14 protein-coding genes are annotated in these 13,873 nt (G+C 65.6%); 8 read left to right on the top strand and 6 right to left on the bottom strand.

The window, feature by feature from the left end:
• Positions 1–276 precede the first annotated feature (276 nt).
• Entirely contained in the window at positions 277–3,009 is a 2,733-nt protein-coding gene (gyrA, locus tag DCM79_RS11145) for a DNA gyrase subunit A (protein WP_257179880.1), read from the top strand.
• A 71-nt stretch (positions 3,010–3,080) separates the two neighbouring features.
• On the opposite strand, the gene DCM79_RS11140 is transcribed toward gyrA, so the two are convergent.
• Entirely contained in the window at positions 3,081–3,338 is a 258-nt protein-coding gene (locus tag DCM79_RS11140) for a hypothetical protein (RefSeq protein ID WP_257179879.1), read from the bottom strand.
• A gap of 256 nt (positions 3,339–3,594) precedes the next feature.
• On the opposite strand from DCM79_RS11140, the gene coaD reads away from it, so the two are divergent.
• From coaD to queA, 5 genes are all read left to right on the top strand, one after another.
• On the top strand, positions 3,595–4,092 hold the full coding sequence (coaD, locus tag DCM79_RS11135; RefSeq protein WP_028136279.1) for a pantetheine-phosphate adenylyltransferase: 498 nt from the start codon (positions 3,595–3,597) through the stop codon (positions 4,090–4,092).
• 36 nt (positions 4,093–4,128) lie between these two features.
• Positions 4,129–4,692 carry a peptidylprolyl isomerase gene (locus DCM79_RS11130; protein ID WP_257179878.1) on the top strand — a complete coding sequence of 188 codons (564 nt, stop codon included), beginning with the start codon at positions 4,129–4,131 and terminating at the stop codon, positions 4,690–4,692.
• A gap of 9 nt (positions 4,693–4,701) precedes the next feature.
• The gene (locus tag DCM79_RS11125; RefSeq protein ID WP_257179877.1) at positions 4,702–5,127 is read left to right on the top strand and encodes a hypothetical protein; all 426 of its coding nucleotides are present in this window, start codon (positions 4,702–4,704) and stop codon (positions 5,125–5,127) included.
• The gene (locus DCM79_RS11120) at positions 5,124–5,588 is read left to right on the top strand and encodes a peptidylprolyl isomerase (RefSeq protein WP_126257534.1); all 465 of its coding nucleotides are present in this window, start codon (positions 5,124–5,126) and stop codon (positions 5,586–5,588) included. The genes DCM79_RS11125 and DCM79_RS11120 overlap by 4 nt, the downstream gene beginning before the upstream one ends.
• A gap of 140 nt (positions 5,589–5,728) precedes the next feature.
• Complete coding sequence (queA, locus tag DCM79_RS11115) at positions 5,729–6,802, top strand: tRNA preQ1(34) S-adenosylmethionine ribosyltransferase-isomerase QueA (RefSeq protein WP_257179876.1); 1,074 nt, start codon at positions 5,729–5,731, stop codon at positions 6,800–6,802.
• A gap of 114 nt (positions 6,803–6,916) precedes the next feature.
• Here the strand turns inward: queA and DCM79_RS11110 are convergent, their stop codons facing one another.
• The 4 genes from DCM79_RS11110 to DCM79_RS11095 all read right to left on the bottom strand — a co-directional run bounded on the left by DCM79_RS11110 (position 6,917) and on the right by DCM79_RS11095 (position 11,007).
• Positions 6,917–7,954 (bottom strand): aspartate-semialdehyde dehydrogenase, encoded by a 1,038-nt coding sequence (locus DCM79_RS11110; RefSeq protein WP_257179875.1) that lies wholly within the window; start codon positions 7,952–7,954, stop codon positions 6,917–6,919.
• A 232-nt stretch (positions 7,955–8,186) separates the two neighbouring features.
• Positions 8,187–8,789, bottom strand: coding sequence for a PepSY domain-containing protein (locus DCM79_RS11105; protein WP_257179874.1), 603 nt, complete (start codon positions 8,787–8,789; stop codon positions 8,187–8,189).
• A 235-nt stretch (positions 8,790–9,024) separates the two neighbouring features.
• Positions 9,025–9,771 (bottom strand): TetR/AcrR family transcriptional regulator, encoded by a 747-nt coding sequence (locus tag DCM79_RS11100; protein WP_257179873.1) that lies wholly within the window; start codon positions 9,769–9,771, stop codon positions 9,025–9,027.
• A gap of 135 nt (positions 9,772–9,906) precedes the next feature.
• On the bottom strand, positions 9,907–11,007 hold the full coding sequence (locus DCM79_RS11095; protein WP_257179872.1) for a patatin-like phospholipase family protein: 1,101 nt from the start codon (positions 11,005–11,007) through the stop codon (positions 9,907–9,909).
• A 300-nt stretch (positions 11,008–11,307) separates the two neighbouring features.
• On the opposite strand from DCM79_RS11095, the gene tgt reads away from it, so the two are divergent.
• On the top strand, positions 11,308–12,453 hold the full coding sequence (gene tgt / locus DCM79_RS11090) for a tRNA guanosine(34) transglycosylase Tgt (protein ID WP_257179871.1): 1,146 nt from the start codon (positions 11,308–11,310) through the stop codon (positions 12,451–12,453).
• Between the two features lies 1 nt (position 12,454).
• Here tgt and DCM79_RS11085 read toward each other — a convergent pair whose 3' ends face one another.
• Positions 12,455–12,673, bottom strand: coding sequence for a hypothetical protein (locus tag DCM79_RS11085; RefSeq protein WP_028136289.1), 219 nt, complete (start codon positions 12,671–12,673; stop codon positions 12,455–12,457).
• A 222-nt stretch (positions 12,674–12,895) separates the two neighbouring features.
• On the opposite strand from DCM79_RS11085, the gene cysK reads away from it, so the two are divergent.
• The gene (gene cysK / locus DCM79_RS11080) at positions 12,896–13,873 is read left to right on the top strand and encodes a cysteine synthase A (protein WP_257179870.1); all 978 of its coding nucleotides are present in this window, start codon (positions 12,896–12,898) and stop codon (positions 13,871–13,873) included.

Genomic DNA, 13,873 nt, shown 5'->3' with positions numbered 1-13,873 from the left:
CAGAAAGGGCTCGGGATTTCCGGGCCCGCTTCATGTTCGGGTTGAACTCGGCCCGCGCTCGGCAAAGCAGACGGATGGGCGCTCGCCGCGGGGGGGTCCGTGTTGGCAGGGGCGATTCTGGACGACCTGTTCCAGCTTGCTTCCAGGCGTGCCGTGCAACGCCGTAAGTCATTGGAAAAATAAGCGGAAAAAGCGCTTCCGAGCCGCCGCCAAGGGTGGTTATCAGGGGTGCGATGCGCTATATGATTCCCAGACAAAAACTCACCGGATTCCCCCTTGGCTGACGACGACAACAAGCCCGGCGACCAGCCGGCGCAACCCTCGGACATTCGCCCCGTCTCCATCTTCGAGGAGATGAAGAAGTCCTACCTCGACTACGCCATGAGCGTGATCGTGGCGCGGGCGCTGCCTGATGCCCGCGACGGTCTGAAGCCGGTGCACCGCCGCATCCTGTACTCGATGAACGAGCAGGGGCACACACCCGACAAGAAGTACGTCAAATCCGCCCGCGTGGTCGGCGACGTCATCGGTAAGTACCACCCGCACGGCGACCAGTCGATCTACGACGCCATGGTCCGGATGGCGCAGGACTTCTCGATGCGCGTGCCGCTGATCGACGGCCAGGGCAATTTCGGCTCGGTCGACGGCGATCCCGCGGCCGCCTATCGTTACACCGAAGCGCGCCTGACGAAGGCGGCGCTGGCCCTGTTGACCGACATCGACAAGGACACCGTCGACTTCCAGCCCAACTACGACAACAACGAGACCGAACCGTCGGTCCTGCCGGCCAAGTTCCCGAACCTTCTCGTCAACGGTGCGGGCGGCATCGCGGTCGGCATGGCGACCAACATCCCGCCGCACAATCTCGGCGAGGTCATCGACGCCTGCGTCGCGCTGATCGACAACCCCGCGCTCACCATCGACGAGCTCATCAACATCGTGCCGGGACCGGATTTCCCGACCGGCGGCGTCATTCTCGGGCGGCAGGGCATCCGCTCCGCCTATCACCTCGGCCGCGGCTCGATCGTGATGCGCGGCAAGGTCGCGATCGAGACCATCCGCAAGGAGCGCGAGGCGATCATCATCACCGAGATTCCCTACCAGGTGAACAAGGCGACGATGGTCGAGCGCATCGCCGAGCTGGTCAAGGAAAAGAAGATCGAGGGCATCGGCGACCTGCGCGATGAATCGGACCGTGAAGGCTACCGCGTCGTCATCGAGCTGAAGCGTGACGCCGTTCCGGATGTGGTGCTGAACCAGCTCTACCGGTTCACGCCGCTGCAGACCAGCTTCGGCGTCAACATGGTGGCGCTCGACAGCGGCCGTCCGCGGATCATGCATCTGAAGGACCTGCTGACGATCTTCGTCGACTTCCGCGAGCGGGTCGTCACGCGGCGCACCAAGTACCTGCTGGCCAAGGCGCGCGATCGCGCCCATATCCTCGTCGGTCTCGCGATCGCCGTCGCCAATATCGACGAGATGATCCGCGTGATCCGAAGCTCGCCCGACCCGACCACCGCCCGCGACACCCTGATGTCGCGCGACTGGCCGGCCCGGGACGTCGAGGACATGCTGACGCTGATCGACGATCCGCGCCATCGCATCAGCGCGGATGGCACGATCCGGCTGTCGATGGAACAGGCGAGGGCCATTCTCGACCTGCGGCTTCAGCGCCTGACCGCCCTCGGCCGCGACGAAATCCGCGACGAGCTCGACAAGCTCGCCGGCGAGATCGCCGACTATCTCGACATCCTGCGCTCGCGCGAACGCGTGCTCGGCATCATCAAGACCGAGCTCGCCGAAGTGAAGGCCGAGTTCGCCACGCCGCGCCGCACACTCATCATCGAGCAGGAGGGCGAGGTCGAGGACGAGGACCTGATCCAGCGCGAGGACATGGTCGTCACCGTCTCGCATGCCGGCTACGTCAAGCGCGTGCCGCTGTCGGCCTACCGCGCCCAGCGCCGCGGCGGCAAGGGCCGCTCCGGCATGCAGACCCGCGACGAGGACTTCGTCAGCCGGCTCTTTGTGGCGTCGACCCATACGCCGGTGCTGTTCTTCTCCTCCCGCGGCCAGGTCTACAAGGAGAAGGTCTGGCGTCTGCCGGTGGCCGCGCCGAACGGGCGCGGCAAGGCGCTGATCAACATCCTGCCGCTGGAGCAGGGTGAGCGCATCACCACCATCATGCCGCTGCCGGAGGATGAATCGACCTGGGGCAACCTCGACGTGATGTTCGCCACGACGGGCGGCAACGTCCGGCGCAACAAGCTGTCGGATTTCGTCGACGTCCGCCGCTCCGGCATCATCGCGATGAAGCTCGACGACGACGAGGCGATTGTCGACGTGCAGATCTGCACCGAGCGCGACGACGTGCTGCTGACCGCCGCCGGCGGCCAGTGCATCCGCTTCCCCGTCACCGACGTGCGCGTGTTCACCGGGCGCACCTCGATGGGCGTGCGCGGCATCGCGCTCGCCGGTTCCGACAAGGTGATCTCGCTGGCGATCCTGCGCCACGTCGACGCCACCTCGGACGAGCGCTCGGCGTATCTGAAGATGCGCCGCGCGGTCGCCGGCGAAGCCGCCACGGAGGAGGCACCAGGGGATACCGAGGCCGAGGAGACCTCGGGCAGCTTCCAGCTCCCGCAGGAGCGCTATGTCGAGATGTCGGCGCAGGAGCAGGTCGTGCTCACCGTGTCGGTCAACGGCTACGGCAAGCGGACCTCGTCCTACGAATACCGCACCACCGGGCGCGGCGGCAAAGGCATCGTCGCCATGAGCGTCAACAACCGGAACGGCAACCTCGTCGCCTCGTTCCCGGTCGAGGACGCCGATCAGATCATGCTGGTGACCGACAAGGGCCAGCTGATCCGCTGCCCGGTCGAAGGCATCCGCATCGCCGGCCGCTCGACGCAAGGCGTCATCGTGTTCGACACCGCCGAGGACGAGCACGTCGTCTCGGTCGAGCACATCACGGAAGAGGCGGAGAGCGGGAACGGGACGAACGGCGAATAGGGAGCAGCGGCCAAGACTTGCTGCTCCATTCGCTGTTCGCCGCTCATCATTCGCGGGCTTGGCAGGCCCGCCTACGGCGTGCGATTGGCGGTCACGAGGCGCGCTTCGCGGATCGTCGCCTTGGTGCCGGCCTTGCGCAGGCAGGAGGCCTCGAAGTTCGGCCAGGCCTGCTGCGAGCAGTCCTTGCCGATGGCGCGGATATCGAGCCGGTCGCTCTTCGCCAGCGGCTGCGGGACGCTGGCTTCGACCGCCGGGGCAAAGCCGGGCAGGAGCGTGAGGGCTGCGGCAACAAACGCAGAAAGCGTGATCGCTGAAAGAGCCTTGATCATTGACAGTCCCCTGTGATGCGGCCGCCTACGCCCAGTGTGCGGCCCGTCATTCGTTGGCCGGATTAGTAACCATGGCCAGTTTCCGGACGTCTTCGCCTGGCGTGGGAAATGGTTTCGTGGCTGCACCCTTTTGTTTCGTGACCGCGCTCAGGACGAAACAAACCGGCCATTGCCGACACAGCCGGCCGGATATCGCCGGAAGCGGCCGGGGAACCGGCCCGCTTGCCGGGCCGGGCCGGGCGCGGTAGGAGGGGGCATGCCGCGTATCGCCTTTTATCCGGGTTCCTTCGACCCCATCACCAACGGCCATCTGGACGTGGTCCGGCACAGCGTGTCGCTCTGCGACAAGCTCGTGGTCGCGATCGGGGTCCATCCCGGCAAGAAGCCGCTGTTCTCGACCGAGGAGCGGCTGAAGATGCTCCATGACGTCTGCGGGCCGGTGGCGGCCAAGGCCGGCTGCGTGCTCGAAGCCGTGACGTTTGACGACCTGTCGGTGACGTCGGCGCGCAAGCACGGCGCGACCATCATGATTCGGGGCCTGCGGGACGGCAGCGACCTCGACTACGAGATGCAGCTCGCCGGCATGAACGAGGCGATGGCGCCGGAGGTGCACACGGTGTTCCTGCCGGCCTCGCCGATGGTCCGCCCGATCACCGCCACTTTGGTGCGCCAGATCGCCGGCATGGGCGGCGACGTCTCGGCCTTCGTCCCGCCGGTTGTCGCGGCCCAGCTCAAGGCCAAATTCGCCGGATAACGGCGCGCTTCCTCTTCCCTCTGATCCGGAGTTGTCATGATCCGAATTCTCGCAGTCCTTGCCGCGCTTCTGTTCGCGGTGCCGGCGCTGGCGCAGCAATTGCCGGCCAACCTCGACAAGGCCAACGCCATCGTCATCGACAGCACCAAGGGCCGCATCGTCATCAAGCTGCGCAACGACATCGCGCCCCAGCACGCCGAGCGCATCAAGCAGCTCGCGCGCGAAGGCTACTACAACAACGTGCCGTTCCATCGCGTCATGGACGGCTTCATGGCGCAGACCGGCGACGGCCAGAACTTCAACGGTACCGGCGGGTCGAAATATCCGAACCTGAAGCAGGAATTCTCCAAGGTGCATTTTGCCCGCGGCATCGTCGGCATGGCCCGGCGCGGCGACAGCGTCGACAGCGCCAACTCGCAGTTCTTCATCATGTTCGCCGACGGCGGCAGCCTCGATGGCCAGTACACCGTGATCGGCGAGGTCGTGCAGGGCATGGACGTCGTCGACAAGCTGAAGAAGGCTCCTCCCGGCTCCGCCGGCGGCGCGGTGACCGATCCCGACAAGATGGTGAAGGTGCAGGTCGCCTCCGACATCAAATAAGAGGCGGCGATGGCGCGTTGTGGCGACAAGCTCCTGCTGGTTGCCGCGATGCTGCTGCTCGGCACCTCGGGCACGGCTGCCGAGGGGAGGCAGGTCGATACCATCCAGGACGTGTTCCGGCACTTGCGCACCTGCTGGAGACCGCCGCCCGTCACCAAGGCCCGGCCACTCGACATCACCGTCGTCGTGAGCTTTAACCGGTCCGGCGACATTCTGGGCCATCCGAGGATCACCTATGAGTCCGCGGAGGCCTCCGACAATGACCGGCTGCAATACCGGATCGCGGTGATGGAGGCGTTGCAACGCTGCACGCCGATGCCATTTACCGAAGCAATGGCCGGCGCCGCAGCGGGACGTCCATTCGCGATCCAGTTCCGCAGCCGCAAGACGTCACCTGACAAGACTTCACCCACAACGCAAGAGAGACGAGCATGAGCGTCACCGAAAACACCCTGATCCTCGAGACCACGCAGGGCCCCGTCACCATCGAGATGCGCCCCGACCTCGCGCCCGGCCATGTCGCGCGCATCAAGGAGCTGGTCCGCGAAGGCTTCTACGATGGCATCGTGTTCCACCGCGTGATCGAGGGCTTCATGGCGCAGACCGGCTGCCCGCAGGGCACCGGCACCGGCGGCTCCGGCAAGAAGCTGAAGGCCGAGTTCAACAAGGAGCCGCATGTGCGCGGCACCGCCTCGATGGCGCGCGCTGCCAATCCCGATTCCGGCGACAGCCAGTTCTTCATCTGCTTCGACGACGCACGCTTCCTCGACAACCAGTACACGGTCTGGGGCAAGGTCACCGAGGGCATGGAGAATGTCGACAAGATCAAGCGCGGCGAGCCCGTGCAGAACCCCGACAAGATCGTCAAGGCGCGGATGGCCGCCGACAAGGAGTAAGTCCATCCCCTCATGGTGAGGAGGCGCGTAGCGCCGTCTCGAACCATGGAGGCCGAGCTGCTGCAGCGGGGCCTTCATCCTTCGAGACGCGCGTTCCGCGCTCCTCAGGATGAGGAGTGAGGTACGGCGCTGAATCTCACATGCGCACCGATCTGTTCGACTTCGATCTGCCCGCCGAGCGCATCGCCTTGCGCCCGGCGAACCCGCGCGACTCCGCCAAGATGCTGGTCGTCGAGAACGGCGCGCTGCGCGACCAGACCGTCGCCGACCTGCCGTCATGGCTGAAGGCGGGCGACCAGATCGTCGTCAACGACACCAAGGTGATCGCGGCGCAGCTGAAGGGCCGCCGCATCGGCCGCGAGACCGAGCCCAGAATCGAGGCGACGCTGATCAAGCGGCTCGACGGCTCGCGCTGGCAGGCGCTGGTGAAGCCCGCCAAGAAGCTCGTCGCCGGCGACCGCATTCGCTTCGGCAATGAAGGCAAGGTCTGCCTGCTCGGCCATCTCGACGCCGAGGTCGAGGCCAAGGGCGCCGCGGGCGAGGTCACGTTGTCGTTCTCGTTCCACGGCCCGGCGCTGGACCAGGCCATCGCCGATCTCGGCAGCCCGCCACTGCCGCCCTACATCGCCTCCAAGCGCACGCCCGACGATCAGGACCTCGCCGACTACCAGACCATGTTCGCGGTGAACGAAGGCGCGGTTGCGGCGCCCACCGCCGGGCTGCATTTCACCCCGGCGCTGGAGCAGGCGCTGCGCGCGCGCGGGGTCGGCATCAACCAGGTGACGCTGCATGTCGGGGCAGGGACGTTCCTGCCGGTGAAGGTCGACGACACCGAGGCCCACAAGATGCACGCCGAGTGGGGCACGATCTCGGCCGAGACCGCGGACCGCCTCAACAGTGCTCGAAAAAATGGCGGCCGCATCATCGCCGTCGGCACCACGTCATTGCGCCTGCTCGAGAGCGCAGCCCGCGAGGACGGCACGATCCAGCCCTTCGCGGCCGAGACCGCGATCTTCATCACGCCCGGCTATCGCTTCCGCGCCGTCGATGTCCTGATGACCAATTTCCACCTGCCGAAGTCGACCCTGTTCATGCTGGTGTCGGCATTCTCCGGGCTCGAGACGATGAAGCAGGCGTATGCGCACGCCATTGCGAACGGGTACCGGTTCTACTCGTACGGCGATGCGTGTCTGCTGTTTCAGGAAAAGAAGTAGGGTGGGTTAGCTGATCAGAGGCGCGAAGCGCATCTGATCAGCGTAACCCACCATCCTTGTTTGCACCTGAAAATGGTGGGTTACGGCTTCGCCTAACCCACCCTACGCACCTTGCTACGCCATCACGCGCTGCGGCAGGAGCTCGGCGATCTGCACGGCGTTCAGCGCTGCGCCCTTGAGCAGCTGATCGGCCGCCACGAACATCGAGATCGAATGCCCAGTGGGATCGCTGAGATCCTTGCGGATGCGGCCGACCAGGACGTCGTCCTGGCCCGAGGCGTCGATCGGCATCGGGAAGTAGTTCTTCGCGCGGTCGTCGACCACCTTCACGCCGGGCGCCTGCGCCATGATGGCGCGGACCTGGTCTTCGCTGATCGGCCTCTCGCATTCGAAGGTGATGGCCTCGCAATGGGCGCGCAGCACCGGCACGCGCACGCAGGTGACGCCGACGGCGATGGTGTCGTCCTCGAAGATCTTGCGGGTCTCCTTGATGACCTTGGTCTCTTCGTCGTTGTAGCCGGTGTCGGGGTCGACGGCCGTGTTGTGGTTGAAGAGGTTGAAGGCGTAGGGATGCGGCATCACCTTCGGCGTATAGACCTGCCCGTTGAGATTGGCGCGGGTGGATTCGACCAGCTCCTCCATCGCGGCGGCACCGGCGCCCGAGGCGGCCTGGTAGGTCGAGATGATGACGCGCTTGATGCGGTTCTTCTGGTGGATCGGCCACAATGGCACCAGCGCGGTGATCGCCGCGCAGTTCGGATTGGCAATGATGCCCTTGTGGTCGCGGATGCGGTTCGCGTTGATCTCGGGGATCACCAGCGGCACGTTCGGGTCCATGCGGAAAGCGGAGGAGTTGTCGACCACGACCGCGCCCGCCTTGACCGCGATCGGCGCATACTTCTTGGAGATGCTGCCGCCGGCGGAGAACAGGGCGATGTCGACGCCCTCGAAGGACCGCTCGGTCAGCTCCTCGATGACGACGTTCTGGCCGCGGAACGACACCGTCCTGCCGGCCGAGCGGGCGCTGGCGAGCGCCTTGAGCTTGCCGACGCGAAAGCCGCGCTTGTCCATGGTGGCGATGAATTCGGCGCCCACCGCGCCGGTGACGCCGACAATCGCGACGACGGGATCGTTACTCACTTTGTCCTCCATTGAGATTTGCGAATGAGACAACAAAAAAGCCCCGGACCAACGAGGGCGGGGCTTCGGTAGAGCTTGATGCGTTTAGTCGACGACTACGCGCGCACGCCTCCCCGGGCCCCTGAGGCCGTGGTGGTTTTGGTCGTGCGTTTGGTGGTCGTGAACATGGCGGCGACTTATGCGGGAGAGTCCGGCCGCCGTCAATGGCTTTTCCCCCCGGTCGGTACCGGGGGAAAATCTGTCGCTATCGGGCCCGGACGCGCGGGGGCTCCAGGATGACCTCCTTGAGATCGTCGCCGCTGATCACGACGATCGCGAAATTGAGCCGGCCGCGTTCGCGCACGAGGCCACCGCTGATCGCCTTGCCCGAGGCCGCGCGCTCGGCAACGCGCACGGCATCCGCGAGGCGGTGCCTGATCGCACCGAGTGCCGCAAGGTTGTTGCGATCGTCGTGGTCGAGCTCGGCGAGGGGCAGGGCAGCTTCCCCACCCACCAGTTCGCCCGTCGCAGCGTTGATGGTGTGGCGCCAGATCCGGTCGTTGTGCAGGGTCTTCACCCGGTACACCGCGACGCCGGAGCCGCCATCAAAACTCACATCCGCGGTGGTGGCGCCGGCGTGGCGGGCTTCGGCGATCGCCATGGCCTGGCTGATCGAGATCGACGAGCTGCGGAAGCGCTCGATCTCGCGGCTGACGGCCTGGCGGTCAGCCTCGGCATCGCCATCTGTATCGCTGTGAAGTGCGGTCGGTGTGCCCGTGGTCACGGTCGCCTGCAACGGCGCGGCGAGGAGCAGCGCAGGCAAGGCGATCGCGAGCAGTTGCAAGGTCCGTCGTCTGGCTGTCGTCATGTTCGAAACCTTCGACCTGCGAGAGTGCCGGATGAACGTAAAGAATTCGCGGCCGGCCTCGGGCAAAGGCCGGCCGCGGAGCGCCGCGGCGGGCTGTACCTGCCGCGACGATCGAAGCGGTCCGAACCTCCTTGGGGCTGTGAAAGGCGGCCCGGACCAACTTAACTAAACAATACCGTATCGTTTTGTTTGGTCAATGCCGTTGCGGCGATCAGGGCGCGAGCTCACGGAATCGTCAGCGGGACGAGCGGCGCCGCGTCGGGCCTTTTGCGGCGTCCCGGACGCGATCGGCAGGCCCCAGCGCCCCGGCCAGGAACAGCTTGATCGCGGCGCGCGTGCGCTTTTCGGCGGCCTTCATATCGAGGCTCGTTCCGAAGGTCGCCATGCGGTGGGTGTGGCCGACCACCACGTCGAGAAACACCTCGGCCGCAATGGTGGTGTCCTCGACGTCGAGCGCGCCTTGCGCGACCAGATGGTCGAAGAAGCGCGCGGTGGTGGCGACAGCCTTGAGCCAGCCTTCCTCCTTGCCGAGCTTGGCGACGTCGGGGAAGTTGATGGCCTGTGACGTCATCATGCGGCTGAAGGCGACGGCGTCGGGACCGCAGGTGAATGAGAGCATCTCCCGCCCGATCTCGACCAGCCGCTGCTCGACCGAGATGTCGGCGGCACTGCTCAACTGGGTCTCTGCCGCGGCCGACAGCGGCGCAAGCCAGCGTGCGATCTCGCGCCTCAGCACGGCGGCAAACAGGCCGCGCTTGTCGCCGTAGCGGGCATAGACGGTGGGCTTGCTGACCCGGGCCGCTTCCGCGACCGCGTCGAGCGAGGTCGCGTCGAAACCGCGATCGAGGAACAGACGGGTGGCGACCTCGATCAAGCGCTGGTCGCGCTCGATGGCGGCGGTCTTGGTCGGCCGGCCACCGCGGGATTTCGGCACCTCGCGCCGCAGCGCTGCCGGTCTCGTCCTGGTCGCAGTCAATCCCATGCCCAATGATTCCTGCGCGTTTCTGACGTTCGTCATTCGCTCTATATCGCGCAGTAGCCGGGACGTCATCGCCAATCTGGCCGAATTGGCCGTATCGTCAACCGTTTCAGCACGGCCTCGTTCCGTCACGCGGATTCACGGCAGCGTCGAGGTCCAGGCCTGGCCGGATGCAGCCTTCTCGTATCCGTACTGATACAGCGCCCGCATATAGGCGGTGTCGAACCCTTCGGACGGCGGGGCGGGGTAGTCGCGCGCGATGTAGGAGAGATGGAAGCCGAGACGGTTGCGCCGCGCGAAATCATAGGTCGAGAAGATGATCGAGCGCGTCTGCGACTGGGTGATCGCCGACAGGCTGCGCGAGGCGACGTCGATGGTGCCGTTGGAAACCAGCTCGAAATTGCGTTCGATCTTCTTGTTGACGAGGATGTAGATGTCCATTTTCGCACTGCCCGGCAGCCGACTGCCCTGGAACAGCAGGGCTTCCGGCAGCGTCAGCACCGGCGCGGTCACGCCCCCGTCGACATGCATCTCCTGAAACTTGCGGCCCTGGCCCTCGGCGTCGATCATGATCGGTGGAAACACCAGGGGAATGCTGGCGGAGGCCGCCATCACGTCGCGGAACAGCTTGAGCGCCTCGGGCGTTCCGACCGCGGCGATCTTGCCCATGTCCCAGATCGCGGTGCGCTGGGTGTCGAGGTCGGTCGTCGCGATCAGCAGCTTTCGCCCCTTGGCGTTCTCGCGCGCGACCTGGGCCAGAATCTGCGGCCCGACATAGCGCGCGACCAGCTCGCGCAGTCGCGTGTTGCCGAACAGGCCGGATCCGAACAGCACGCGCATGATGCTGGGATCGTTCAGCAGGCTCTCCGCGATGCCGCTGGTGTAGACCTCCTTCAGCGTGTCGTCGTAGTGCGGGCCGAGAAACGCGAACGGCGCGATCAGGCCGCCGGTGCTGACGCCGGAGACGACGGAGAAGGTGGGGCGGGTTCTGGCCGCGGTCCAGCCGTTGAGCACGCCGACGCCGTAGGCGCCATCGGCGCCGCCGCCGGAAAGCGCCAGATAGGACTTCGTCGCCGTGCTGGTGTCCTTGTCGAAGCTGAATTTCGTGACGGGGTCGTCGGCGTAGCGCCTGAGACCATCGATATCGAGCACGCGCGATGTGCTGGCTTCGGCGGCCGTGTAGGGTGTGCGGGGCAGGGAGGTGCAGGCGGCGAGCGCCAGGCTGCCCGTCAGGACCATGACCGCGGTCAAGCGGCCGGTTGTAGGCCTGATCCGGTGGCGCGGGCGGCCGGAGAGGACGGTCGAACAGGAAGGAAGAGGCATTGTCGGTGGCTGGCGATCACACATCTGGCGCCGCCGGCAAATCTCACCGCGGCACCTCGTCCAACCCCCACAGTAAAACTATACTGTATCGTTTTGTTTAACAAGGCTGCCGGCTGGAATAATCGCGTCCAGTGTGTCCCAGGCTGAGGCACCGGCCGGCCGCTGCGCGGGCTGGGCGGGTTGATCGACGTGCTCCGACACGCAATAAGCACCGCCATGAATCCCGACAACGACCTTCCCAATCACTTTGAATTGCTCGCCACCGATGGCGCCGCGCGTACCGGACGCCTGACCACGCCCCATGGCGTGGTGCGGACGCCGGCCTTCATGCCGGTCGGCACCGCCGGCGCCATGAAGGGCATGCACTGGCGCGAGGTGCGGGATGCCGGTGCCGACATTGTGCTCGGCAACACCTATCACCTGATGCTGCGCCCGACCGCCGAGCGGATCGCGGCGCTCGGCGGCTTGCAGCGTTTCACCGGCTGGAACGGGCCGATGCTGACGGATTCTGGCGGCTTCCAGGTGATGTCGCTGTCGGACCTGCGCAAGGTCACCGAGAACGCCGTCACCTTCCGCTCCCATATCGACGGTGCCAAGGTCGAACTGTCACCGGAGCGCTCGATCGAGGTGCAGCGCCTGCTCGGCTCCGACATCGCCATGCAGATGGACGAGTGCGTGCGGTTGCCGGCCGAACACGCCGACATCGAGCGCGCGATGCAATTGTCGCTGCGCTGGGCCGAGCGCAGCAAGCGCGCCTTCGAGCGCGCTCCCGAGGGCTACATGCTGTTCGGCATCGTGCAGGGCGGCGATGTCCCGCAGCTTCGTCACGCGAGTGCCCAGGGCCTGGTCGAGATCGGCTTCCATGGCTATGCGATCGGCGGCCTTGCCGTCGGCGAGCCGCAGGAGGTGATGCTGGCGATGATCGACGAGACCGCGCCGGTGCTGCCGAAGGAGCGCCCGCGCTATCTGATGGGCGTCGGCACGCCCGACGACATCCTCGAAGCGGTGAAGCGCGGCATCGACATGTTCGACTGCGTGATGCCGACGCGCAACGGCCGCCACGGCGTCGCCTTCACGCGTTTCGGCCAGGTGAATTTGCGCAATGCACGCCACGCCGACGATCCGCGTCCGCTGGACGAGGAGAGCTCATGGCCGTCGACGCGCAATTGCGCGCGCGCCTATCTGCACCATCTCGTCAAGGCGGGCGAGACGCTGGGGGCGATGCTGCTGTCCGAAATCAACATTGCCTATTACCAGTTCCTGATGCAGGGCATCAGGGACGCGATCGCAGGCGGAACGTTCGAGGAGTTCTATCGGCGTACGCGCGAGGACTGGGCGAGGGGCGATATCGCCCCACGCTAGCTCAGTTGCACACAAAGCGTTGCTTCACGGCATGTTTGGTCACGAAGCCATAGCCGCAATTGTCGCAGGTCCAGAGATAGCTGATCATTTGGTCCGAGACGTAGGCGGAGGCTTCGGCGGCGACCATGGAGTCGGCGCAAACGGGACAGGTTGGCAACTCGCTGCAACGCGGATCGCGGTTCGGCGCGACGGTCGACAACACTTCAGCAATTGCTGACATCGTGGTGACCTCCCTGCTTTAAGACATAAGTCTAACATAAGCAGAAGCGGTTGACGAGGTCGCAACACAAATGCGTTGGTTTTCTGATCGTCGCCGCTCACGCGATTTTGCGATGCAGCGCATTTAACATGTGCCGCATTGTCGCTTGCGTGCCGCCGCAAGCTGTCTGTAACTGCGCAATGCCGCGATAGATGTGCAGATTGTCGCCACAGGGAGTTCATCATGGACGCACCGTCCAACACGGGTGCAGCGCACCAAGCCGGCCGCGGCCGGATCTACGACTCGATCGTCGAGGCCTTCGGGAATACGCCGATCGTGCGCTTGCGCCGGCTGCCCGGCATGCACGGCGTGAATGCGACCATTTTGGCAAAACTTGAATATTTCAATCCTGCCGCAAGCGTGAAGGACCGCATCGGCGCCGCCATGATCATCGCGATGGAGAAGGCCGGCATCGTCAAGCCCGACACCGTGCTGATCGAGCCGACCTCCGGCAATACAGGCATCGCGCTCGCGTTCGTGGCGGCGTCGCGCGGCTACCGGCTCAAGCTGGTGATGCCGGAATCGATGTCGATCGAGCGGCGCAAGATGCTGGCTTTTCTCGGCGCCGAACTGGTGCTGACGCCGGCGGCCCAGGGCATGAAGGGCGCGATCGCCGCCGCCGAGGAACTGGTGAAGACGACGCCGAACGCGGTGATGCCGCAGCAGTTCAAGAACCTCGCCAATCCCGAGGTGCACCGCCGCACCACCGCCGAGGAGATCTGGAACGACACCGGCGGCAACATCGACTTTTTCGTCGCCGGCGTCGGCACCGGCGGCACCATCACCGGCGTCGGCCAGGTGCTCAAGCCGCGCAAGGCCTCGCTTCGCGTGGTCGCGGTCGAGCCGGAGGAGAGCCCGGTGTTGTCGGGCGGACAGCATACCCCGCATAAGATCCAGGGCATCGGTGCCGGCTTCGTCCCCGACATCCTCGATCGTTCCGTGATCGACGAGATCGTGAAGATCAACTCGACGACCGCGATCGAGACCTCGCGCGCGCTGGCGCGGCACGAGGGCATTCCCGGCGGCATCTCCTCGGGAGCTGCGATTGCGGCCGCGCTTGAGATCGGCAAGCGGCCGGACGCCGCCGGAAAGACCATCCTGGCGATCGTGCCGTCCTTCTCCGAGCGGTATCTTTCGACGGCCTTGTTTGAAGGAATCTAG

Source organism: Bradyrhizobium sp. WBOS07, from assembly GCF_024585165.1.
GTDB classification, from domain to species: Bacteria; Pseudomonadota; Alphaproteobacteria; order Rhizobiales; family Xanthobacteraceae; genus Bradyrhizobium; species Bradyrhizobium japonicum_B.
This window is presented reverse-complemented; position numbering and strand designations above follow the sequence as displayed.